This window comes from Acinetobacter sp. V116_7 (assembly GCF_056735735.1).
Map to the genome: position 1 here is coordinate 70,541 of NZ_JBWZIF010000028.1, position 22,316 is coordinate 92,856.

Genomic DNA, 22,316 nt, shown 5'->3' on the forward strand with positions numbered 1-22,316 from the left:
AATAATTCATAAAAAGTCTAATTTGAAACAAATAAAATATTTCACTTAAAACAGTTAAAAAATCATTATCCATTCAAATTGAATTTTATGTTGTGCGTTTTTGGCGGCAGCAGGAGTGCTTCTCATGAATGGAAAAATTGAAGTGTGTGAAATCGATGCTTTAGTCGATGCACAAAATGGACGTATCTCGCCAACTATCTATACAGATCTACAATTATACGAACTAGAGTTAGAGCGTGTTTTTGGACGTTGTTGGTTATTTCTTTGTCACGAAAGCCAGATTTCAAAATCAGGCGACTTTTTCAATACGTATATGGGTGAGGACCCAATTATTGTTACGCGTCAAAAAGACGGTTCGATTAAAGCATTATTAAATCAATGTCGTCACCGTTCTATGCGGGTTAGCTATGCTGACTGTGGTAATACGCGTGCGTTTACCTGTCCATATCATGGCTGGTCCTATGGTATTGATGGTTCTCTTAAAGATATTCCATTGGAAGGTATCGCTTTTCCACATGGGGCTTGTAAAGAACAATGGGGATTGCAAGAGGTTCCTCGTGTTGCAAGCTATAAAGGTTTGGTTTTTGGTTGTTGGGCAGATGACACACCCGAATTACTCGACTATATGGGTGATATTGCTTGGTATCTCGATGCAATGATTGACCGCCGTGAAGGTGGCTCGGAAGTCATTGGTGGCATTCATAAATGGGAAATTAACTGCAACTGGAAATTTGCAGCAGAACAGTTTGCTTCTGATCAATACCACGCGCCGTACTCGCATGCCTCTGCAGTACAAGTTTTAGGTGGTAAACCAAATGATGATGCTTCTAAAGCATTAGGTACAGCACAAACGGCACGTCCAGTTTGGGAAACAGCAGAAAGCTGTGTGCAATATGGTCAACGTGGTCATGGTTCAGGTTTCTTCCTTACGGAAAAACCAGATGCCAATTTCTGGGTAGATGGTCAAGTAGCAGATTACTTCCGTGAAACCTATAAAGAAACAAAAGAGCGTTTGGGTGACACTCGTGCTTTGCGTTTGGCAGGACATAACACCATGTTCCCAACTTTGTCTTGGCTGAATGGTATGACGACGATGCGCATTTGGCATCCACGTGGACCAGATAAAACCGAAGTTTGGGCTTTCTGTATCACGGACAAAGCAGCACCGCAGCACATCAAAGAAGCGATGGAGTTGAATGCTTGTCGAGCATTTGGCCCAGCTGGTTTTGCTGAAGCAGACGATGGTGAAAACTGGATTGAGATCCAGAAAGTGTTACGTGGTTATAAAGCGCGAAAAAGCAAACTCATTATGGAAATGGGCCTTGGCAATGAAAAATACCGTGAAGATGGTATTCCTGGTATTACTAACCATGTTTTTTCTGAAACAGCTGCACGTGGCATGTATCGTCATTGGGCAAACCTGTTGATGCATGAAAAATGGGAAGACGTACAACGGGCAGATGAGGCTTATGAGCAAGAGCTTTTGAAAAAAGCGGCTAAAAAGGATGAGAAGGAGCTTGTGAAATGAACCAGATCATTGACTCATTAAAACCACAGCCAGTATGGCGTTCTATTGGATTGGAACTTCACCACGACATTAGTCAGTTTCTATATGCAGAAGCACAGTTGTTAGATGACTGGAAATTCCGAGATTGGTTGGACATCTTAAGCGAAGATATTTTATATACGCTCAAAACGACGACAAATGCGCAAACACGTGATCGTCGTAAATGTATTGCACCGCCATCAACATGGATTTATCACGACGACAAATTTGTACTAGAGCGTCGCGTAGCAAAATTAGAAACAGGAATGTCGTGGTCCGAAGAACCGCCATCACGTACTCGTCACTTGATTACTAATATTCGGGTCGAAGCAACTGCGCAAGCAAATGAATATCAAGTTTTTAGTAATTATTTGCTTTATCGCTCGCAAAAAGAAAAAGACGTATTGACCTATGTTGGTAAACGAGTTGATCTGATTCGAAAAGATGATAGCAGTAGTTTAGGTTGGAAAATTGCTAAACGCGATATCACCCTCGATCAAGCGACTTTGATTTCTCACAATATTACGGTGTTTTTCTAATGAATAAGATTTTCGTTTGTCAGATTGATGAGTTGGATGAAGGCGAAGCGCTGAAAGTCGATTGTAATGTAGGTGATATTGCTGCACTCGCTGTGTTCAATTTTAATGGTGAATTTTTTGCCATGAATGATAAATGCAGTCATGGTAATGCTTCTATGTCAGAAGGCTACCTAGAGGATGATGGCACGGTTGAATGTCCACTTCATGCATCACGTTTTTGTTTGAAAACTGGCGTACCACAATGTGTACCAGCAACTGATCCGATTCAGACATTCTCCGTCGTGATTGAAGATGGTGCACTTTATGTCGAAATGGCAGGAGCGTAATGATGGGCTGGCTAGAGGGTGAAGTTGCACTAATTACTGGTGGTGGTTCGGGACTAGGGCTTGCGTTGGTTGAGCGCTTTTTGCAAGAGGGTGCGCATGTTGGTGTGTTGCAACGGTCTCAATCAAAAATAGATGAATTGATTGCACGCTATGGTGACAAAATTGTGGCGATTAATGGAGATGTGGCGAGTTTTCAGGATAACGTTCGTGCTGTGCAGGCTACAGTAGAACGTTTTGGAAAACTGGACTGTTTTATTGGTAACGCTGGTATTTGGGATCATTATGCCGACATTGTTAACATGAGTGGCGAACAGTTAGATAAAGCCTTTGATGAAATCATGAGTATTAACACGAAGGGTTATTTGCTTGGTGCAAAAGCAGCTTTAGATGAGTTACTCAAAACTGAAGGCTCGATGATTTTTACCTTATCTAACTCAGCGTTTTATTCATCTGGTGGTGGTCCAATTTATACCGCATCAAAACATGCTGGTGTAGGTTTAGTGCGTGAACTGGCCTATGAGCTGGCACCGAAAGTGCGTGTGAATGCAGTTGCTCCATCTGGTATGAATGTCAATGTGAAAGGTGCCGCATCCCTTGGGCAAGAAAATCTAGGATTACTTGATGCACGCGATCCCCAAAAAATTGGGCAAGGTATGCCATTGAGATTCTTACCAGAACCAGAAGACATGACTGGTTCTTATGTATTGCTCGCATCACGTCAAAATAACCGACCATTATCCGGTGTTTTCATTAATGCTGACTGTGGTTTGGGAATTCGTGGCTTACGCCAAGCGAACGCTGGTTTTTTTGATGCTTAATTTTAATCCGATATTAATGGACTAATAAGACAGCTAAAAACTGTCTTATTTCGGAGCTAATCATGACTGTTAAACTTATTTGTGCTTCTCATAGCCCGCTAATGGAATTTGCGTCTCCGGCAGAAAAACAACAAGAACAAACGGTGCGTCATACTTTTGAAAAACTGGCAGCAGAGGTCAAAGCATATGACCCAACTTTAATTATTGCTTTTGGGCCAGATCATTTTAACGGCTTCTTTTATGACCTGATGCCGAGTTTTTGCGTGGGTGTACGTGCGACGGCGGCAGGTGATTGGAATTATGGTCCGGGGGAGCTTAATGTGCCAGAAAACACAGCATTGAGTTTAATTCGACGTGTACTTGATGAAGGTGTGGATGTTGCATATTCATATCGTATGCAAGCGGATCATGGCGTAACCCAACCGCTGCATTTTTTATGTGATGGCCAACTTAATCGTTACCCAACCATTCCAATATTTATTAATGGTGCTGCTGCGCCAATGCCTACGACAAAACGAACGATTGCTTTAGGACGAGCGGTTGGGGCTTTCATCAACTCAATTAATCTAGAAAATGAACGTATATTGATTTTGGGCACAGGTGGACTTTCACACGATCCACCAACCCCTCAAATGGGCTCTGCACCACCAGAAGTTGAAGAGTTTCTCATTGCTGGGCGTAATCCAACTGTTGAAGCTCGTAATACACGTCAGGCCAAAATCATTTCAGTTGGACAGCGTTTGGCAGCAGGTGACAAGAGCGTATCTGTACCACTTAATCCAGAGTGGGACGAACAGTTATTGGAAAAATTCAAAAATGCAGACTTTGCTGCGCTTGAAAATATGACTGAAGATGAGATTCGTCGTGAAGGTGGGCGTGGTGGGCAAGAAGTTCGTACATGGATGGCTGCTTTTGCGGCATTAGAAGCTGTTGGCGATTATGAGATGACCTTACATTGCTATGAACCTATCAGTGAATGGATTGCTGGTTTTGGCATTGTATCTGCCGAGCTGAAATAAAGGATAAAACGATGAATATTCAAACTATTGTCATCATAGGTGCTGGACAGGCAGGTGCAAGTGCTATTCTGGAACTACGTAATAACAAATACGACGGTAAAATCATTTTGATTGGAGATGAAACACATCTGCCTTATGAGCGTCCCCCTTTATCTAAAGATATGATTTTAAGGCCTGAACAGACCAAAATTGAAATTCTATCACAACAAAAATTGAAAGATTTAGGTGTCGAAGTCATTCAAGGCAATGCGGTTGTACGCATTGAGCCTGAACAATATCAAGTGATTTTGAAAAATGGTGAAAGTATTCACTATGACAAGTTATTACTCGCGACAGGAGGGGCTCCTCGTCGTCTTCCAATTTTAGATGCAGTCGGTAAAAATGTTTATACCCTGCGAAATTTGGAGGATTCACAAGCCTTGGTTCCAGTCTTTCAAGCAGGGAAGCGCATTTTGCTTGTAGGCGGTGGGGTTATTGGTCTTGAATTAGCTTCAAGTGCTCGTTTTAAAGATTGTCAGGTGACCTTAATTGAACAGAGCCCAATGATTATGGGACGTTCACCAGCAATTATTAGCCAATTTTTACTTGATGAACACCGCAACCGAGGGGTCGATATTCACTTAAATGTGCAAATTGCCAATGTCACCTTACGTGGGGAAGAGATAGTCGTAATATTGGAAAGTGGTGAAGAGCTGATTGCTGACGCTGTTGTTTATGGCATTGGGATTGTACCGAATGCTCAATTGGCCATAGATGCTGGTTTAGACGTCGATTTTGCTATTAAAGTGAATGAAAACTGCCAAACTTCTCATCCAGATATTTATGCTGCTGGTGATGTAGCAACTCAGTTGCGTGCAGATGGTAATTATGTCCGTATTGAAACTTGGGAAAATGCCAATAATCAAGCAGGCATTTTTGCTCGTCATGTCATGGGATTAGCGCAACCTAAAGCTAATCCATCATGGTTCTGGACAGATCAATATGATATTAACTTTCAATTCGTTGGCGATATGTCTGCAAAAGAATGGCATATACGAGGCAATATGACTCCGCAAGAAGACAAAAATGTTGGATTCACTTTATTTGGCTTAGACCAAGGTATTGTTGTAGCGGGTATTGCAGTCAATCAGGCGCGTGATGTTAGGCATTTAAAAAAATTGGTTTCTAGTTCTAGCGCCTTTGATAAAGATAAGTTGCTAGATGTATCTATTGAATTACGCAAATTAATTTAATTAAGGTTGTTATACTAAAGGCCTATTTAATGTTGAAAAGAAAAACCGTCATGATTATATGACGGTTTTTTTATTTTGATTATAAATATTTCTTATAAATCAATAGAATTAATAGTTAATTTGGACTGTATTATAACTTTTAACTATTGCTGAAGCAGTTTTGTTTCATCATGATTAATAAATTTTTTAGATATATAGATTTTGAAATTCGATGTTTTTTAGTGTAAGTTTTTGAAATTTAAATTAATTTTTTATTTCATTATAAGCAATTTGTCTAAGAATAAAATGTTTGAAAGAAATATAAGAATTTTTATTTTTTATTTTTTATAAATTTATAAAACTTAAGGCTAATGTAGAAATAAAAGCGGTTAATAAATGATGTGCTGTGATTTTTCAAACTGATAGAAAAGGATTTTTCTATGAACCGTGCAGGAAATAAGCACTCTATTATTACGATCGTCATTTGTTTTTTAATAGCTGTGATTGAAGGAATTGATATTCAGGCAGCAGGTATTGCAGCTGCTGGTATTCGAGAATCCTTTGGTTTAAATAGTTCTCAACTCGGTATTTTTTTTAGTGCAGGAATATTAGGTCTATTACCTGGTGCGTTAATTGGTGGACGTTATGCAGACCGCATTGGCCGTAAGATGGTGTTAATCGGGGCTGTCGCTATTTTTGCAGTATTTACCCTTTGCACCGTTTGGGTAAATAGTTTCTATATGTTGCTGTTGGTACGTTTTTTAGCAGGGGCTGGATTAGGGGCTGCAATGCCAAATTTAATTGCTCTAGTTTCAGAAGCTGTTTCTAGCGAAAATCGTGGGCGTGCTGTCGGTTTGATGTATTGTGGTATGCCAATAGGAGCCATATTGGTGTCATTACTGGCAGCTTATGATGTAAGTGGACACTGGCAAACTATTTTCTATGTAGGAGGTGTGGTTCCACTCTTGGTACTTCCTCTTATGATCAAATTTTTACCAGAGTCACGGCAGTTTTTACAAACTAGATTTCAGGATAAATCTATTACACGCATAGAAAGCTCTTTTAAAAATCTATTTCAAAATAACTATGCAGGGCAGACTCTATTACTTTGGGCAAGCTATTTTTTTACCTTGATGGTTGTATACATCATGTTGAGTTGGTTGCCATCTCTCTTTATGGAGTTAGGATTCTCTCGTCAACAGGGTAGTTTAGCTCAAGTCTTTTTCCAAATGGGCGCTGCACTAGGTACGGTTGTTCTGGGTATTTTGATTGATCGCTGGAATAAAGCTTATGTCATTATATTGATGTACATAGGTATTTTAGCTGGTTTATTTAGTTTAAATGGAGCCAGTAGTCTTATTGCGATGTATGCAGCTGCAGCATTAATGGGAACATTTACAATTGGTGGGCAAGGCGTTTTATATGCATTTGGTAGCATTGTATATCCAACTGAGATTCGGGCAACTGGTGTAGGGAGTGCCGCAGCGGTTGGGCGTATTGGTGCAATGTTAGGACCTGCGATTGCTGGACAATTACTCGCGATGGGAAGTGGTGCTACAGGCGTAATTTCTGCTGCCATCCCTGGAATTATCATTTCAGCATTACTGATGCTTTTGGTGATTCGCAAATTACATCAGGACCAATAATCTGAATACCACAATGAAAAAAGCTCATATTTAGGAGCTTTTTTCATATTTGGTATTATTTGAGTGAAATTTCAAATTTGATCATCCGAATGTTTTAGTAAGTTCATAACTGTATCGAGCATACGAGTCGAATTACGGTTTTACTAATCATCTATATTGAGTAAGAAAAATGTATTCAGTTAACAATGAAAAGCTTTGGAATCGTTCATTTATTCTGTGTGTATTGAACAATCTTTTTTTATTCATTTATTACTATGCATTACTCACAATATTGCCACTTTATATTTTAAAAGAATTATCCGGTTCAATCAGTCAGGCTGGTTTGGCGTTAACCTTATTTTTGGTTTCATCTATTATCACTCGTCCTTTTTCTGGCTTAATTATTGATCGGTTGGGTAAAAAATATGCCTTACGAGGTTCGGCATTATTATTTGCACTTCTGGCATTAAGTTATCTATGGGCAAATCAGTTATGGCTTTTATTGCTTATTCGTTGTGTGCATGGGATCTGGTTTAGCATTTTGACGACAGTAATAGTGCCTATAGTGAATGATTTTATACCTGAGCATAGAAAGGGCGAGGGTATGGGATATTTCGTAATGTCTACGAATCTGGCTGTTGTTTTTGGGCCAATGATTGCATTAGCTACGATACGGTACACCAGTTTTTATAATTTATTTGCCTTTTTAACATTCATTGTCTGTTTAGGTTTAATTTTTTGTTTTCTTATTCCCGTTTCTTCCTTAAAAGATAAGGAGATCATCTCTGCAAAGCGGAATATTACATTTGACGATATCTTTGAAAAAAGGGTGATGTCTATCGGCGTTATTGCTTTATTTACTGCAATGTCTTATTCAAGCATTATGAGTTTTATTAGTGTCTATAGTGAAACAAAAGGCTTATTAGCGGCGACCAGCATATTTTTTATTATCTTTGCAATATCAATGATTATAGTGCGCCCTTGGGTAGGTTACTCTTATGATAAAAGAGGGGCTAATTCCGTGGTTTACCCTTCATTTATCCTTTTTTCAATAGGCTTATTTTTAGTTAGTTGGATGCAAACACAGTGGGGCTATTGGTTGGCGGCGGTACTCATAGGAATGGGCTACGGATCCCTTTTCCCTATTTTTCAAACTATGGCAATACAATCGGTTAAGAAAAAGAGAATAGGGCATGCTGTTTCAACCTTTTTTACTTTATTTGATTTCGGAATGGCCATTGGTTCAGTTTTGGTAGGATTAATTATTGCCCAAATAGGCTATGAGAAAACTTATCAGTTGTGTGCATTCCTTACGATAATGACTTTATTTTTATATCGTTGGATATGTAATAAAGATGGAAAGACAATAATCAGGATATGACATGGAATTACGTCACTTACGCTACTTTGTTGCGGTTGCTGAAGAGCTGAATTTTACTAAGGCAGCAATGCGTATGCATACGGTACAACCTTCTCTTAGTCAGCAGATTAAAGATTTAGAAGAAGAAGTGGGAGTTCAGCTTTTTATACGAAGTAAGCGAAAAGTTGAACTGACCAAAGCAGGAGAAGTTTTTTTTAAAGAAGCTCTAATCATTTTAGAACATACAGAGAAAGCAATTAGTTTGGCTCAACAAACTGCCAAAGTTGAACAAGAACAATTAAATATTGGTTTTGTTCCAGCGGCAGAAATGAAAATCTTCCCCTATATCATGCCCAATATAAGAGCGCACTTCCCAGAATTAACAATTGATTTTCATAGCCTTACGGATGATGAACAACTAGCAGCGCTTAGAAAAGGCGAAATAGATATCGCTTTTACTCGCTATGGTGCTGATTCAGATGAACTGGTTTCGATTCAGGTATTTCAAGAGCCACTTACCTTAATTATTCCCAAAAATTCGCCAGAGGCTCAGCAGGAGCGTATTAGTATAAAAAGTTTTGAACAACATGATTTTGTGATTTGCAATGAAGAGTCATCGCCAGAACTTTATCGAATTATTCATAACTTCTTTAAAAAAACTAAGCTTAACGTCGCTGTTGTACAGCACTCAACTAATATCTTACTTAACGTTAATTTAGTCGGAATGGAAATTGGTTGGAGCTTGGTACCACAGTATGTGATTCCTCTATTAGGAGATAAAATTATAGTTAAAAAGACGATAGAACCATTACCGATGATAGGTTTATATGTTTCTTATCGAAAAGATCATGTTAATAAAGCTATAGATTTGATTTTAGATGTACTTAAAAAACAATTTTATCTGGACTTTAGTTAATATAAAAAAGCCATTCAAAAGAATGGCTTAAAAAACTTTAGTTAATTAAATGCATTTTTTCAAACAGTTCTTCACTTATACTATTCACCGTTTGGGGAATAGCAAGACCTGCTATAAAACGGTCAGGTCGTAATATCACCATAGATTGATTTGTTTGACCGAACCAAGTGCGGATTTCACTATCTGCATCACCGATTGTAATAAAATCTGTATTAGAAGTTTGATTGAGTGCATCTAATTGCACGTTAGGTACGACTTGAATAAATTTTATACCTAATTTAATCCATTTTTTCATAATATTGGGTGAGATGCCCCAAGTTGGATTGACTCCCCAAGCGAGAATGGCAAAGTTATTTCCAATGACATCATCTAATAAAATTTTGTCTTTGTTTCCAAACTGGACATGAGGCTGTATGAACATCTTTCCAACAGGTGTATTTTTTCCTGAAAATGGTGCCAATATTCCCTCATTATATTTTGGCATTGGCTTGAAACGCATTTCTAGTAAATACCGTTTTATGGGTTGTATGTAGTTCAATGCATAAGAAATACCATCGCGAACAACACCTTGCCATTTTTTCGGTGGAGCAAGTACATGACCAGCTAAAACGGATAAATTAATCATTGCTTGTGCGTGGTCTTTCCTTTCTAGTTGATAGCTATCAAGAATTTCAGGGCTTGCCACTTTTTTAATGACCAAAGCCATTTTCCAAGCAAGATTAAATGCATCACGCATACCACTATTATAACCTTGGCCCTGCCACACAGGCATAATATGTGCAGCATCGCCTGCCAATAAAATACGGTCTACGCGGAAACGATCTGCAATACGTGCATTATGTGTATATACACGTTGGCGTATGACTTCAATATTATCGGTATGAGGTAAAACTTTTCCTAATAGACGATTGATGTTCTCAGGTTTACTAAGTTCTTCTTGGGTCTCTCCCGGCATTACCATAAATTCAAAACGTCGGATGCCATGTGGCAAAGCTGCTGATACGTAAGGACGAACTGGATCACAGCATAAATATACATGAGGGGTAGCTAATGGATCGTTTGCAAGATCAATAACAATCCATTGGTTAGGTGCTGTTTTTCCTTCAAAATTAATATTGAGATTACGACGTACAAATGAATTTCCGCCGTCACAAGCAATAAGGTACTGTGCTTGAATAATTTCTTGTTTTTTGTCTTTTGTAGTGAGGTTTAAAGTTACATGTTCTTTGTCTTGAGTAAAACTATTTAAGTGGCGTGAAAAAAATACCTGTGTTGTAGGGTATAACGCTAAACCTTCAAGTAAAACACGGTCAACTTGAGGTTGGATAAATGCATTACGACGTGGCCAACCAAATTCGCGAGTCATGGGTTGGATATCTGCAAAGCAACGTCCTTTAGGAGTTAAAAAGCGCATCGCATGATTTGGGGTGGTATGCGGTAAAACTTGTTTAATTAATCCTAAAGATTGAATTGTTCTTAAAGATTCATCATCAATACCAATGGCTCTTGGATAATCAATAAGTTGATCTAATTGTTCAATAACAGTAACTTGTACACCTTGCTTACTTAAGTAATTTGCAATTGTTAATCCAACAGGTCCTGCCCCTAAAATTGCAACTTCCGTGGTGTGATGTTGAGTTTGATTCACAGTAAATATCCCTTACTATCAAGTTTTCTTATTAATATCAAAATTGAAAGAAGGTTGAATTTAATCAATAGTTTAATAAGTCTATTTTTAAAAGAATAGCGGATATTGTTTTTATTTTAACTTGTTGTATTTAAATATTTTTTTAATTTTTTGTAATAGGTTTTTTTAATCCCATCATTGTTTTAAATTATAATGGAAGACAAGTCAGATACGGTGTTTTAATTCTCTTTAAATAACACACATAATCAAGCACTTCATCTGCAATAATTCTAAAACGGCTATTTTTTGCGAAAATAAAAAACTCGGCACTAGAATATATTAGTCTTAAATTCATCACTAATTCGAATATTACATTTTTCTTAAGCATGCCATTTTTTATGACTCCTGAATGGTGAAATCATCAGAGAAGCAATCTAAAAATTAAAAACAGACTATGTGTTGGCCTCTTTTATTCTTGTAATGAATAGTAATAAGTCTATAAAGGAGTCGGCATATTAAGCACCACCTGAGCATCTTCAATAACATCTAAGCGTAAAATTTTTGAAACGCCTAATTCATTTAGCAATGTAGTTAAAGGCCCCTCATTTTTCTCGAGTTGAACATTCTTTGGAAAAAGCTTTTGCGCAAAAGAAAGAATATTAGATTGAACGTCTGTTCGGTGCCATTTTCCATCCACTACATGTAGCATGGTTGCTTTATTAATATGTGTTTCAGAATCGACATGTTTTAAAGTAGGAACAGCAGTTTTTAAACTTAAATCTAGTTTTCCATTAAGATCAAAAATATTGGCTTGAGCTTCTTTTGAATTAATCTCAACATCAATTTTAGTTAACCATTTTGGTAGTTGGTAACCATATACACCACGTACACGTGCTATTTCTGTGTCCACAGGTAAAGCTAAAACATGCGCATAAAAATGGCGTTGACGTATCGATTTCATTAACTCTGCGATGTGTGGCCCACGAGCATTAGGCTTACGGACAACAATCGCAATCGACACTTCGTTATAAGGGTCATTGTCACAAACCGAATAGGTAAAGAATGTGACGGCGACCAACCCATAGCCCGGAAATGGTTGTAATGGCGTTAAAGCAGCGGGAAGTTTTGCTTTAATTTGCTTAATCGGAGCAAGCATTAACAACTGAACATTTGCACTACGATAATAAAAGTTGGGTGCCCAAACAGGACCTACTCTCGATTCCACAATTTTTTTAGGAATATGACGGAAAAAGCTAATATTGCCAGCAGCTGGATCTTGAGCCACTTCATCTAGGTCAGGATTCATTCTAAAGCGGTCATAATAACCACCTTTCGGTACTTTGACTTTTTGTTGCCCGAATTCAACCTCAGTAAATTGTTGTTTTATATTCATTGGAGTTCACCTATACATTAATTGACCGAGTAGCTACCGTTGTCTTTAACAAGACGTATTAATTAATAGCCAATGTGGTCACTATAAGTTTAAAGCTAACTTTAAAGTCAAGGCTTTAATTTTGACATGTCAAATCTTTGACATTTAAAAGAAATAAAATAAAAACAATTAAAGTTTAAAAAGATACAAACTTGATGAGCGTCTTCATATAAATTTTATTTTTAAAAGATGATTAAGATAGTTGACCTTAAAGTTAACTTTAAGATTAGTATAAATATTCAAATCTTTATAACGAATCAACAAGCAGTTTTTCACCAGGAGAACAAAGATGGGATATGTAACCACAAAAGATGGCGTAGAAATTTTCTATAAAGATTGGGGACCACGCGATGCCCAAGTTTTATTTTTTCATCATGGCTGGCCTTTAAGTTCAGATGATTGGGACACACAGTTGCTTTTTTTCCTTAAAGAAGGTTTTCGTGTAGTTGCTCATGACCGCCGTGGCCATGGGCGTTCGAGTCAGGTGTGGGATGGTCATGATATGGACCACTACGCAGATGATGTCGCAGAAGTGGTCAAACATCTGAATATTAAAAATGCAATTCATATTGGACACTCTACAGGTGGCGGTGAAGTTGCTCACTATATTGCTCGTCACGGTCAAGAAAACGTTGCAAAAGCTGTTCTTGTCAGTGCAGTTCCACCACTAATGGTTAAAACTGAAAGTAATCCTGAAGGTTTACCAAAAGAAGTTTTTGACGATCTGCAAAATCAAGTTCTCACCAACCGTGCGCAATTTTTCCGAGACCTTCCATCTGGCCCGTTCTATGGTTTTAACCGACCAGATGCGAAGCCATCTGAAGGTATCATTGCTAACTGGTGGCGTCAGGGTATGACGGGCAGTGCAAAAGCACATTACGATGGTATTGTGGCGTTCTCACAAACTGACTTCACCGAAGATTTAAAGAAAATCACCATTCCTGTTTTGGTGTTGCATGGCGATGACGACCAGATTGTGCCTTATAAAACTTCTGGTGTGAAATCTGCTGAGTTACTTCAAAATAGCCAACTCAAAATCTATCCGGGTTTTTCTCACGGTATGTTAACTGTAAACCATGAAGTGATTAATGCTGACTTGTTGGCGTTTATTCGTGAATAATTTAAAGCTTTAAACTTTAAAAAAGAGGCCTATTAAGTGCCTCTTTTTTATTTATAAGCCAATGAAATTGAAAGTAATAAATATAGAAATGCTAAAAGGTATTGACATTAAAGTTAGCTTTAATCTTAAAGTAAAGCCATACTGAATGAGGTCATTCCAATGAAAGTGTTCGAAAAGCTAGTATTCCCAAATGGTTCATATATTCCTAACCGTATTGCTAAAGCGGCAATGGAAGAAAACATGGCCGATTTAAACCATGCACCATCAGAAGAATTAATGCGTTTATATCAAGCTTGGGCAAATGGTGGTGTTGGTCTAATCATTACTGGAAATGTGATGGTAGACCGCCGAGCGATGACTGGACCGGGCGGCGTAGTGCTTGAAGATGAAAAGCATCTGGATACTTTTAAAAAATGGGCACAAATTGGTCGTTCAAAAGGCGCTCAGATTTGGCTTCAAATTAACCATCCAGGGCGTCAAATGCAAGCGAACCTCGGTCAGCAGACTTGGGCGCCATCGGCTATTTCACTTGATCTTGGCAAAATGTCAAATCGCTTTAATACGCCAATCGAAATGACTGAATCTATGATTGCAGAGGTGATTCAGCGTTTTGCAAACACGGCGCGTTTAGGTGAAAAAGCAGGATTTACTGGTGTGGAAATTCATGCAGCGCATGGATATTTATTAAGCCAGTTTCTTTCACCACTGAGCAATAAACGCCAAGATCGTTGGGGTGGTTCTTTAGAGAACCGCGCTCGTATTTTAATTGAGATTGTTGAAGCGGTTCGTAAAGTGGTTTCGCCAGAGTTTACCGTTGCAGTGAAACTAAATTCAGCCGATTTCCAGCGTGGCGGTTTTAGCGCTGAAGATGCTCAACAAGTAGTTAAAATGTTAAATGAACATGCAGTCGATTTGGTTGAACTTTCAGGCGGTAGCTATGAAGCACCTGCAATGCAAGGCCAAGCACGTGATGGCCGAACACTTGCTCGCGAAGCTTACTTTTTAGAATTTGCACAAGAAATTCGAAAAGTTGCCAAAATGCCTGTTATGGTGACAGGTGGCATACGCCGTAAACAGGTAGCAGAGCAAGTGGTTGAAAGTGGTGTAGATATGGTCGGTATTGCCACAGCTTTAGCAATTGAACCTAATTTGCCAAATGCTTGGAAACAAGGCAAAAATGTTTCACCTGAACTCAAGCCAATTACATGGGAAAATAAAACATTCGCTTCACTTGCCAATATGGCAGTGGTCAAATTCCAGTTACGTAATTTAAGCGCTGGTAAAAAAACAAAACCAAATGTTTCACCAGCTTGGGCTTTAATTTTGCAACAATCAGCTATGTCATGCCGTACCCGCCAATACAAAAAAGGCATGCGTGACTATACATTTGCTTCTTAATAAGTGAGTTGTGTTATGACAAATCCTAACGATTCAAACTGGATAATTTATGGAGCAAATGGCTACACGGGTGAGTTAATCGCTCGTGAAGCTGTACGCCAAGGTCTAAAACCAACTTTGGCTGGTCGTAACAAAGCTAAGGTTGAAACATTAGCTCAAGAGTTGGGGCTCGACTATAAAGCTTTTGGGCTTGATAACGTAAATGCGGTCAGTGAGCAAGTCCAAGGTTTTAAACTGGTTATGCACTGTGCAGGGCCATTTTCAGCAACATCAAAACCCATGATGGAAGCTTGTATAAAAGCTGGTGCTCATTATCTCGACATTACTGGTGAAATCGCTGTATTTGAATTAGCACAGTCACTTAACAGCCAAGCTGAAAAAGCCGATATTGTGCTTTGTCCGGGTGTTGGCTTCGATGTAATTCCAACAGACTGTGTCGCTGCTGCGCTCAAAGAAGCCTTACCAGATGCAACTCATTTAGCACTTGGTTTTGACTCTAGAACAGGGTTTTCACCGGGTACTGCTAAAACAAGTACAGAAGGCATGGCCGAAGGCGGGAAAATTCGTAAAAACGGAAAAATTACCACCGTTCCATTAGTACATTATGTTCGGACCATTGATTTTGGTGACGGTAAAAAAAGTGCCATGAGTGTTCCGTGGGGAGACGTATCTACTGCATTCTATACAACAGGTATTCCAAACATTGAAGTGTTTGTACCTGCATTCCCTAAAATGATTTTTGGCGCGAAAATGATGAACTATTTACGCCCAGTATTAAAAATTAATGCTGTGCAGAAGTTTATTAAGTCGCGTATTGAAAAAACGGTTGTGGGACCAAATGAGGAACTTCGCGCGAAAGTACCTACCTATGTTTGGGGTGAGGCAAGAAATACGCGTGGGGAAGTCAAAACTGCTCGTATCCAAACAGAAAATGCGTATAGCCTTACCGTAAATGGCTCACTGACTGTGGTGAATTATTTACTCAAAAATACCGTGAAAGGCGGTACATATACACCAGCAAAATTGATGGGTTATAAGCTAGTAACTGAGCTACCGGGTTCTGGTCCATTGGTTATTAATTAAGCCTTTATTAAAACAGCATTTTTATAGATAGTCCCGAATAAGGAGTCATTCTTGTTCGGGTTATTTTTAAATATTTCAAGTAAATACAGCTTTATATGCATAAAAAGCAAAACAGAAAACAAAACACTCCATAAGAAATAATTCAAATTGAATATACTAAAAAACGATAAATATTTTTCATAACAAAGGAATGAGAATAATGAGAAAACTCATACTGTTTCTACATGCATCGCTAGACAGTTTTGTCGAAGGTCCAAATGGGGCAATGGACATAGGCTGGATTGCTTACGATGCCGATTTGGCAAATCATGCAAAAGAAATTTTGAGCACTACCGATACGGTAATTTGGGGACGTGCGACTTACCAAATGATGCATAATTACTGGCCAACCATGCTTTCAAATCCAGAAGCTTCGGAGCATGAACGAAATCACGCTGAGTGGATTGAAAAGACCGAAAAAATCGTTTTTTCAACTACTTTAGATACAGTTGAATGGAATAATTCCAGACTGGTAAAAGACCATGTCGAAGAAGAAATTAATAAGCTGAAACAACAAGCGGGGAAGGATATGGTGATTCTGGGAAGTCCAAGATTCGCGCACTATTTGATGCAACTTGATTTAATTGATGAATATAAAATTACAGTTTCGCCCGTACTGATTGGTAGTGGCTTGCCACTGTTTCAAGGCATTCAGCAAAAAACCAATCTTAAACTCATTGAAAATAAAACTTTTGCTTCTGGCGCGATAGGTCTTCATTATCAAAAGATAAGCTGATTTTTTCTATAATATTTGTATGGAAAAGACGAATTACAGTGCTGCTCTATAATTCGTCTTTTTAGCTTTATTGCATACTGCTTAAACGCTTAACCACTGCTTCAGCAATTTCTTTACTCGACTGAGGGTTTTGTCCAGTAATAATTCTGTCGTCTGAAACCACATACGAGGTAAACGGAATAAATGCTTCCTTGTATTTTGCTCCACGTTCAATGAGACCATTTTGTAAAGAAAATGGAACTTGAGACTTAATGCCTGAAAGTGTTTCTTCAATATTTGCAAAACCAGTAACGGTTCTACTTGCAATTAAGGGTTTGCCATTTTCATTCTGTAAAGGCAATAAACCGTCTACGCCGTGACACACTGCTGAAACGACTCCACCTTGGCGATAGATCTGTTCGCTAATGTTTTGCAAGGCTTTATTGTTTGGAAAATCCCACATGGTGCCGTGTCCACCAGTATAGTAAATCGCTTTGTACTGTGTAGGATTAATCACATTTGGAGCCAACGTTGTTTTTAACCGCTGCATAAATGCTAGGTCGGCTAAGTGATCTCGTGCTGATTTGTCTAGGTAAATGGACTTTAAACTGCGTTCATCTAGTGGTACTTGACCACCTAAAGGACTTACAAAATCCATTTCATAGCCAGCAGCCAAGGCCACATCGTAAAAATGAGTAAGTTCGGTTAGCCAAAGTCCTGTTTTATCCGAACGGGAAGGGTAAGCCGAGTGATTGGTCATTACGACTAAAATTTTTCCATTTGCTTTGGTAAGGCTTTGAGCTTTATCTGACTCTGTAGCGTGTACCACGTGTGTAGTCAAAAAAATGGCAAAAATAATGGTTAACCAACGCTGAAAATTCCAAACTTTAAACATGACAGGTCCTCATTCATTACCTGTAGCCAATCGTATGTTTAAAGCATACTTTAAGGTCAATAGGTCTCGAAGGAATTACGGTGATTTTGCTTTGTCGTAATAGAGATTCATGAGTCGTTCAGCATTTTGTTCACAGGTAATTTCATCAGGTTTGTCATTAATGGCGTGAATCATGGTGCGTAAGTTTTGCTTACTCACTTTAAGTTTTTGTTCTAAAAGTTCAATTTCTTGAATTTTTAATTCAATTGTTTGAATAAGGGCATCATGGTTCCAAGTGGCAACTTTTGAAGGCAAAAAAGCTTTAATTTCTGCTAAAGAAAATCCGACTTGCTGCGCTTGTTGAATTAGAGAAAGTTGCTTTAAATCATTATCGGTATATTCACGATAGCCATTCGATTTTCTTTTTGCTTTAGGTAAGAGTTTGATTTGCTCGTAGTAACGAATTGTAGGGGTGCTTAAGCCGCTTAGTTTCGATAACTCGCTAATATTCATGGCACAGACTCTATTGACATTAAAGTTAACTTTAGACTTATAGTAGTGTAAAAGCAAGGTTCATAACTTTACTAACCACACACTTTCATTAACAGCTTTCTATGCTTTGATAGATGAAAGAATAGAATTATAAATATGAAAAATGAGGTGAGAAAATGTCTAAACGCATATTACACGTCGTCACCAATGTTTCACGCTATAAGGATGTAGATGAACCAACAGGCCTATGGTTAGGCGAACTCACCCATGCCTATGATGAATTTGAAAAGCAAGGTTACATACAAGATATTGTTAGCCCAAATGGCGGTAAAACTCCAATTGAACCTAAGTCACTTTTGCCTTTAGTTGCAGATAAGTCTGTTAAAGACCGAGAAAAAGATCAATCTTTTATTATGCTGTTGGCAAATACCTTTAAGCCTTCAGATATTCATTGGCAAGATTATGACGTAATCTATTACACAGGTGGTCACGGTGTGATGTGGGATTTTTTAGATAACCCTGAACTTCAAGAAATCACCAAAAATATTTATGAAAATGGCGGCATCGTTTCGAGTGTTTGTCATGGCTATTGTGGCTTGCTCAATGTACGACTTTCAAACGGCGAGCGACTAATAAAAGATAAAAAGTTAACAGGCTTTGCTTGGAGTGAAGAGGTTTTGGCAGGGGTAGCAAAAAAAGTGCCGTACAATGCCGAAGAGTTAGCGAAAGAATACGGCGCTCATTATGAAAAAGCTTTTATTCCTTTTGCACCATATGTCGTTCAAGACGGCAAGTTAATTACAGGTCAAAACCCTTTTTCAGCTAGAAAGACGGCTTTAGCAATAGTAGAAGAGCTAGAAAAGTCATAATTGTTAATGATTCAAATATAAACTAGAAAAGCAAAACCAGTGACGGTTTTGCTTTTCAACTGTTTAAATAAAGTGGTGTGATCTAGCAAGGCTAACTTTAAGGAACAATCACAAAATCAGGGTTAGCTATTGCAAAAACTGCTTCGCGGTCTGCGGCTGGTGGATAAATCCAGATGGTATTAATTTCTTGTTTAATTTTTTTAGCTTCATCACGCACAAATTGAACCTGACGATCCCAACCTTCGCTATAGAGTGCGCCCCAAGGACCTAAGTCAACACACGTCACATACTTCGGTTGACTATATGCATGAAGTGGTAAATCAACTAGTTCTGCGGCAGCATTGTAACCCGCCACACGGCCTAGGCTCATGGCATGTTGGCAAGACATCACGTTAAAATTACCTAAATCATCGGTTGGAACTTTTACAGTGTCGCCAGTCACAAAAACATTTTTTGCTTCAGGTGCATGTAAATAAGCATCCCCAATCAAACGGCCTAAATTATCTTTTTCACCAGCAATTTGAGAAGTGAGTGAATTAGCTCGCATGCCCGCAGTCCAGATCACGGTTTCTGCTTCAATTTTTTCGCCGTTAGAAAGTGTCACGCCAGTTGCATCGAGTGCTGTAACTCGTAGGCCAGCTTTACCTTCCACACCAAGCTCGCTAAGAGCTTCTCGAATAACAGTAGCAGCTTGGTCACCCATTGCTGCACCAATTTCTGTAGATGAATCTACTAAAACTACACGCACATCAGTTTCGCCTAAAATACTACGCAGACGTTCAGGCATTTCAGTAACGGTTTCTAACCCAGTAAGACCACCACCTGCAACGACCACCGTATTACGCGCTGCATTTGCAGGTTTATTGGCTAAGTTTTTAAGATGTTGATCTAGTTTTTCGGCATCTTCTAGTGTGCTTACGCTAAAGCCATATTCGGTAAGACCTGATATAGGCGGCATAAACGTAGTACTTCCGGTTGCCAGAATAAAACGGTCATAGCTTAAGGTTTGTTTGCTGCCATCGGTGGTGGAAACTTCAATTGTCTGTTGGTCGACATCAATTTTATTTACCCAACCTGCTAGAAATTTAACCCCAACCACACTTAATAAATCTGAAATATCAGGGTTCATATTTTCAAGCACAGCTTCATAAAGACGAGGGCGAATACCAACATTTGGGCTAGGGGAAACCATCACTACTTCAATATTTTGTTCTTGCGACGCTAAGTAAATTGCTCTTTGTGCAGCAAGTGCAGCCCATAAACCAGCAAAGCCAGAACCTGCAATAATAATACGCTTACTCATTTGATTATCCTTTTGATCGATTTTTCGGACAACAAATTCCAGCTCATCGCAAAATTTAGGGTGAGCGAATCCTTTCTCTGATTGTCCGAAAAATCTGAGAAGGCGTTTAAAACGATTAGGGGAGTTTTAGCTTAGGGTTTGAAGCCCTATCAGCTCGTTAGTCGGGGTGTCCCGCGATATTTTATTTTTCCGCATTTTTGCTGTTCTTCCTTCAATGCGATCATTGATCCAGCCATTTACATCACTAAAAAATACGTCGGGTGCATAACGGCCAAAACGGTCTGCAATATCACCAAGTGTATGAGCACCTAGCGCATCTCGCATGGCTTTTTCGGCCTGTAGCATGACGGCATGCACTGCACATACACCACTGGTTGCCCAATCTGGTGGAGCATGATTAAAGACTGCGCATTTACCGCGAACTTCTTGGCACTCAAAAAGTGGTTTTTCACCTTCGATAGCATTCACAATATCTAGAAAACTGATTTCATGAGCGGATCGAGCGAGTAAATACCCACCACGAACACCTTCTTGAGCAATAACAAGACCTGCCTTTTCAAGTTTAGGAAAAATCTTAGCCATAAAACTCGGAGAGACTCCTTGTAATTCGGCAAGATCCTTACTACTCAAAGGTTTATCTTCATTGTTCACAAGAAAAAGAAGACAGTGAATCGCATACTCGACGCTACTAGTGATATAAGCCATTTAATTTCATAATTGATCAATTACAAACACAGACTAATGTAGTCTGTGTTTTAAGTCAATAATAAAACTAAGACAAAGTTAGTCTTAGTTTTATTTAAAGAGAATGCAAATAAGGAAAATTGACGTTATATATCTGAATTTAAATACCTTTAAAGAGAAATAAATAATTTAAAAAATATCGAAAAACCTACGAACGCCACCAATAATTTTCGACATTTGGCTCATTCAGATTTAGGATTTCACCCATTTGCGGTGTGCTGATCGCTAACGCATTTTCTTTAGCTAAATCGACAATACGTTCAAACGGGTCATCCCAAGCATGAAGTGCCAAATCAAAAGTACCGTTGTGTACAGGTAACAAATGACGTCCTTTTAAATCGATATGTGCTTGTAACGTTTGCTCTGGTTGCATGTGAACATCAGGCCATTCAGGGTCGTAAGCACCAGTTTCTAACATGGTCAGATCAAATGGGCCATAACGATGTCCAATCTCTTTAAACCCATCGAAATAGCCTGTGTCACCGCTAAAAAATACACGTAAGTCATTATCAATAATTACCCACGAGGCCCAAAGCGTCGCATTGCTATCGCCCATACCACGGCCTGAAAAATGATGAGCAGGGGTAGCCACCAATTTTAGTCCATCTACATGGGTAGTATCCCACCAATCAAGTTGTTGAACTTTTTTTGCTGGAATTCCCCATTTAATGAGTGTGTCACCCACACCAAGCGGTGTTAAGAAATGCTCAACTTTATCGTTAAGCTGCATAACCGCATGGTAGTCGAGGTGGTCGTAGTGGTTATGCGACAAAATCACGCCTTTAATGGGTGGTAATTCGGCAATACTAATCGGTGGTTGGTGGAAACGTTTTGGTCCAAGCCATTGAAAAGGTGATGCACGCTCTGAAAAAACTGGGTCGGTTAACCAAAATTCATTTTGCAGTTTTAACAAGAGGGTTGAGTGGCCCAAACGAAATAGAGAGCGATCGGGTGCACTTAACAACTGTTCTTTCGACAAACTTAAAACAGGAATTTCTCTGTTTGGAACGGTATCTTTGGGTTTGTTAAATAGAAACTTCCACATGAGCTGGAGCGTTTTTCCAAAAGAAGGCTTGTGTTGGTTCGGACGCGTATTTCTAAATTTGCCATTGTACTGCTGAGATGGCATTAAGGGGGAAGGCAAGTCTGTGGTATTTGAAATAGTCATTTTGTTTTCCTTATTGGAACAAACCTATATGTGCAAATAAGAACTTGGGCTAAGTGCTTATTTTGATTTATTTAAATGAGTATTTGCTCACT

General features: G+C 38.8%; 21 protein-coding genes. 14 read left to right on the plus strand and 7 right to left on the minus strand.

All coding sequences use genetic code 11. The features are described 5' to 3' along the window. Positions 1-124: 124 nt before the first annotated feature. The 9 genes from hcaE (at position 125) to AC1PJP_RS14375 (ending at position 9,360) form a co-directional block, all read left to right on the plus strand. Complete coding sequence (gene hcaE / locus AC1PJP_RS14335; RefSeq protein WP_416668183.1) at positions 125-1,528, plus strand: 3-phenylpropionate/cinnamic acid dioxygenase subunit alpha; 1,404 nt, start codon at positions 125-127, stop codon at positions 1,526-1,528. Further along, complete coding sequence (hcaF, locus tag AC1PJP_RS14340) at positions 1,525-2,085, plus strand: 3-phenylpropionate/cinnamic acid dioxygenase subunit beta (protein WP_045125554.1); 561 nt, start codon at positions 1,525-1,527, stop codon at positions 2,083-2,085. Before hcaE ends, hcaF begins: the two co-directional genes overlap by 4 nt. Continuing rightward, complete coding sequence (hcaC, locus tag AC1PJP_RS14345) at positions 2,085-2,411, plus strand: 3-phenylpropionate/cinnamic acid dioxygenase ferredoxin subunit (protein ID WP_005046830.1); 327 nt, start codon at positions 2,085-2,087, stop codon at positions 2,409-2,411. The genes hcaF and hcaC overlap by 1 nt, the downstream gene beginning before the upstream one ends. A 2-nt stretch (positions 2,412-2,413) precedes the next feature. Continuing rightward, on the plus strand, positions 2,414-3,229 hold the full coding sequence (hcaB, locus tag AC1PJP_RS14350; RefSeq protein ID WP_005046831.1) for a 3-phenylpropionate-dihydrodiol/cinnamic acid-dihydrodiol dehydrogenase: 816 nt from the start codon (positions 2,414-2,416) through the stop codon (positions 3,227-3,229). A gap of 62 nt (positions 3,230-3,291) precedes the next feature. Further along, positions 3,292-4,248 (plus strand): 3-carboxyethylcatechol 2,3-dioxygenase, encoded by a 957-nt coding sequence (locus tag AC1PJP_RS14355; RefSeq protein WP_479767386.1) that lies wholly within the window; start codon positions 3,292-3,294, stop codon positions 4,246-4,248. An 11-nt stretch (positions 4,249-4,259) separates the two neighbouring features. Further along, positions 4,260-5,480, plus strand: coding sequence for a 3-phenylpropionate/cinnamic acid dioxygenase ferredoxin--NAD(+) reductase subunit (hcaD, locus tag AC1PJP_RS14360; RefSeq protein WP_416668176.1), 1,221 nt, complete (start codon positions 4,260-4,262; stop codon positions 5,478-5,480). Between the two features lie 419 nt (positions 5,481-5,899). Beyond that, a complete protein-coding gene (mhpT, locus tag AC1PJP_RS14365; RefSeq protein ID WP_479767388.1) occupies positions 5,900-7,105 on the plus strand; it encodes a 3-(3-hydroxy-phenyl)propionate transporter MhpT in 1,206 nt (401 codons plus the stop codon). Between the two features lie 169 nt (positions 7,106-7,274). Continuing rightward, complete coding sequence (locus AC1PJP_RS14370; protein ID WP_323740137.1) at positions 7,275-8,465, plus strand: MFS transporter; 1,191 nt, start codon at positions 7,275-7,277, stop codon at positions 8,463-8,465. A 1-nt stretch (position 8,466) separates the two neighbouring features. After that, entirely contained in the window at positions 8,467-9,360 is an 894-nt protein-coding gene (locus AC1PJP_RS14375) for a LysR substrate-binding domain-containing protein (protein WP_005305765.1), read from the plus strand. A 37-nt stretch (positions 9,361-9,397) separates the two neighbouring features. Here the strand turns inward: AC1PJP_RS14375 and AC1PJP_RS14380 are convergent, their stop codons facing one another. Both AC1PJP_RS14380 and AC1PJP_RS14385 read right to left on the minus strand, forming a co-directional pair. Next, on the minus strand, positions 9,398-11,008 hold the full coding sequence (locus tag AC1PJP_RS14380) for a bifunctional 3-(3-hydroxy-phenyl)propionate/3-hydroxycinnamic acid hydroxylase (RefSeq protein ID WP_192453878.1): 1,611 nt from the start codon (positions 11,006-11,008) through the stop codon (positions 9,398-9,400). 475 nt (positions 11,009-11,483) lie between these two features. Next, positions 11,484-12,380 carry an acetoacetate decarboxylase gene (locus AC1PJP_RS14385; RefSeq protein ID WP_479767391.1) on the minus strand — a complete coding sequence of 299 codons (897 nt, stop codon included), beginning with the start codon at positions 12,378-12,380 and terminating at the stop codon, positions 11,484-11,486. 328 nt (positions 12,381-12,708) lie between these two features. On the opposite strand from AC1PJP_RS14385, the gene AC1PJP_RS14390 reads away from it, so the two are divergent. From AC1PJP_RS14390 to AC1PJP_RS14405, 4 genes are all read left to right on the plus strand, one after another. Then, entirely contained in the window at positions 12,709-13,539 is an 831-nt protein-coding gene (locus AC1PJP_RS14390; RefSeq protein WP_479767393.1) for an alpha/beta fold hydrolase, read from the plus strand. A gap of 159 nt (positions 13,540-13,698) precedes the next feature. Next, on the plus strand, positions 13,699-14,937 hold the full coding sequence (locus AC1PJP_RS14395) for an NADH:flavin oxidoreductase/NADH oxidase family protein (RefSeq protein ID WP_479767395.1): 1,239 nt from the start codon (positions 13,699-13,701) through the stop codon (positions 14,935-14,937). A 15-nt stretch (positions 14,938-14,952) separates the two neighbouring features. Beyond that, the gene (locus tag AC1PJP_RS14400) at positions 14,953-16,020 is read left to right on the plus strand and encodes a saccharopine dehydrogenase family protein (RefSeq protein WP_322004455.1); all 1,068 of its coding nucleotides are present in this window, start codon (positions 14,953-14,955) and stop codon (positions 16,018-16,020) included. A gap of 199 nt (positions 16,021-16,219) precedes the next feature. Next, positions 16,220-16,795 carry a dihydrofolate reductase family protein gene (locus AC1PJP_RS14405; RefSeq protein WP_282496597.1) on the plus strand — a complete coding sequence of 192 codons (576 nt, stop codon included), beginning with the start codon at positions 16,220-16,222 and terminating at the stop codon, positions 16,793-16,795. Between the two features lie 67 nt (positions 16,796-16,862). On the opposite strand, the gene AC1PJP_RS14410 is transcribed toward AC1PJP_RS14405, so the two are convergent. Both AC1PJP_RS14410 and AC1PJP_RS14415 read right to left on the minus strand, forming a co-directional pair. Further along, positions 16,863-17,669 carry a type 1 glutamine amidotransferase domain-containing protein gene (locus AC1PJP_RS14410; RefSeq protein WP_479767398.1) on the minus strand — a complete coding sequence of 269 codons (807 nt, stop codon included), beginning with the start codon at positions 17,667-17,669 and terminating at the stop codon, positions 16,863-16,865. 75 nt (positions 17,670-17,744) lie between these two features. After that, a complete protein-coding gene (locus tag AC1PJP_RS14415; RefSeq protein WP_322004453.1) occupies positions 17,745-18,161 on the minus strand; it encodes a MerR family transcriptional regulator in 417 nt (138 codons plus the stop codon). A gap of 155 nt (positions 18,162-18,316) precedes the next feature. On the opposite strand from AC1PJP_RS14415, the gene AC1PJP_RS14420 reads away from it, so the two are divergent. Then, positions 18,317-19,009 (plus strand): type 1 glutamine amidotransferase domain-containing protein, encoded by a 693-nt coding sequence (locus AC1PJP_RS14420; protein WP_479767399.1) that lies wholly within the window; start codon positions 18,317-18,319, stop codon positions 19,007-19,009. Positions 19,010-19,106: 97 nt separating this feature from the next. Here AC1PJP_RS14420 and AC1PJP_RS14425 read toward each other — a convergent pair whose 3' ends face one another. From AC1PJP_RS14425 to AC1PJP_RS14435, 3 genes are all read right to left on the minus strand, one after another. Further along, positions 19,107-20,312: an NAD(P)/FAD-dependent oxidoreductase gene (locus AC1PJP_RS14425; RefSeq protein WP_479767401.1), complete on the minus strand. Its 1,206-nt coding sequence runs from the start codon at positions 20,310-20,312 to the stop codon at positions 19,107-19,109. A 126-nt stretch (positions 20,313-20,438) separates the two neighbouring features. After that, positions 20,439-21,017, minus strand: coding sequence for an RrF2 family transcriptional regulator (locus AC1PJP_RS14430; protein WP_479767403.1), 579 nt, complete (start codon positions 21,015-21,017; stop codon positions 20,439-20,441). A 187-nt stretch (positions 21,018-21,204) separates the two neighbouring features. Then, positions 21,205-22,224 carry an MBL fold metallo-hydrolase gene (locus AC1PJP_RS14435; RefSeq protein WP_479767404.1) on the minus strand — a complete coding sequence of 340 codons (1,020 nt, stop codon included), beginning with the start codon at positions 22,222-22,224 and terminating at the stop codon, positions 21,205-21,207. Between the last annotated feature and the right edge of the window lie 92 nt (positions 22,225-22,316).